This window comes from Polynucleobacter sp. 39-46-10, from assembly GCF_002282275.1.
The window spans coordinates 1-1,324 of record NZ_NCJB01000488.1; the positions used below are offsets into that span (position 1 = coordinate 1).

The window sequence follows — 1,324 nt, forward strand, 5'->3', positions numbered from 1 at the left end:
TGATTCAGCGCTGGCACTAGGTATACCCTGCGACGTGAGTAACGTCCTCAAATCCATTGAAGATGTTTGCGCAAACTGTATCAATGATGCTGACTATCGATTGCGAGTAGATTTGAACTCTGCTGGTAATCCCAGTTGCCAAGCCACCAAGATCCTCAGCTAATTTCCAGGCTTGGTCATAGATATTTCGACTGTTGACTTTATGTCTTAATAAGATGTTGCCTGAGTGAAGGGTGGCTTTACTGGGATCGGGAAGAATGTCACTCGCCCAAAAGATCTTTACTGGACCTTGTAGAGACTGAATTGGGGTGGCTTGGCAGCTTAGATTACCAACAGAGTTCAAATCTACTCGCAATCGATAGTCAGCATCATTACTACAGTTAGCGCAAACATCCTCAATGGATTTGAGGATGTTGCTTACATTGCAAGGTATAACTAGTGCCAGCGCTGAATCAGCCAGACGCTTCAAGTGGAGTTGTAAATGTTGGGGTTTGCCTTGGTGAACTAAGATAGTTTCAAATAATCCTATTTCGCTTGGCATCTTACTCAGGAAGGCTGCCTTAATTTCACATTCTTCCCACTCTTGTTTGGCTTCCGAATCAATCGTAATGCCGGCGCCGATACCCAAAGTAAAAGGTGAGGCTAAGGTCTTTGGGTTCCGATCAATTTCCAGTGTGCGAATGGGGACGCTAAATGCAAAGTCACCATCAGGATCTATCCAACCAAGAGCCCCGCAATAGTAGCCGCGATCTTGACACTCTAATTCTTGGATGATCTCCATACTGCGTTTCTTGGGTGCACCTGTAACGGAGCCACAAGGAAAGGCTGCGTTCATGATATCCCGTAATTCAATGCCAGGTTTAACCTGAGCCTGAACCGTTGATGTCATTTGCAATACATCACCGTACCTGGCAACTTCAAAAAGTTGAGGAACACTGACTGTTCCCGGCAAGGCAAGACGACTTAGATCGTTGCGCAGTAAATCGACGATCATGACATTCTCTGCCTGATTTTTGGCATCTGCTGACAAGTGCTCCGCTGAATCACTCAATGCACTTGCAGTGCCTTTCATAGGCATAGCCTTCAGAGTGTTGCCTTGTTTTTGAATAAATAATTCGGGAGACTGGGAAAGAACATAGTTTGAGTCACTTTTAATAAATGCCCCAAATCTTCCCGGCTGGCGATTTCTTAATCGTGCATACAGTGCGAGAGGGTCACCATAGGCCTCCCCCGTAATTCTAAAGGTGTGATTAATTTGATACGCATCACCACTACGAATGTATTCTTGAATCGCCTCAATATCAGACTTGAACTTCTCTTCATT

At 45.0% G+C, this 1,324-nt stretch carries 1 protein-coding gene; it reads right to left on the reverse strand.

The annotated features are described in order from the left end of the window. Nucleotides 1-16: 16 nt before the first annotated feature. The coding region (locus B7X71_RS17045; protein ID WP_293601617.1) for a bifunctional anthranilate synthase component I family protein/class IV aminotransferase at nt 17-1,324 on the reverse strand (1,308 nt) is incomplete at its 5' end.